The 431-nt window shown below is 69.8% G+C and carries 1 protein-coding gene; it reads left to right on the top strand.

All coding sequences use genetic code 11. The annotated features are described in order from the left end of the window. Positions 1-18 precede the first annotated feature (18 nt). A partial coding sequence (locus ACFHW0_RS31815; RefSeq protein ID WP_416613325.1) for an AMP-binding protein occupies positions 19-431 on the top strand: 413 nt, incomplete at its 3' end.

Raw genomic sequence — 431 nt, 5'->3', positions numbered from 1 at the left:
TTCGCTCGGTTGGTTGCGGTGTTGGTGGCGGAGCCGGGGGTGCCGGTCGGTCGGCATGAGTTGCTGACGGTCGGGCAGCGTCGCGAGTTGGTGGAGGTCTTCAACGAGACTGGTTCTTCTGGGCCGGATGTGCGGGTGACGGAGGCGTTCGCCTGGCAGGTTGCTGCTGGTCCGGATCGGGTCGCGTTGGTGGACGGCGATGTGCGGATGACGTACGCCGAGCTTGATGTGGCTGGTGACCGGTTGGCGGGGCGGTTGGTGGCGGCTGGTGTGCGGCGCGGTGACGTGGTGGGTGTGTTCTTGGAGCGGGGTCTGCCGATGGCGGTGGCCATGCTGGGCGTGCTGCGTGCCGGGGCCGCGTACGCCATGCTCGATCCGGAGTTCCCCGATGCCCGGCTGGCGGCGATGGCCGAGGACGCCGGGCTGGCCGC

The organism is Micromonospora sp. LOL_025, from assembly GCF_048060285.1.
GTDB lineage: Bacteria > Actinomycetota > Actinomycetes > Mycobacteriales > Micromonosporaceae > Micromonospora.
This window is presented reverse-complemented; position numbering and strand designations above follow the sequence as displayed.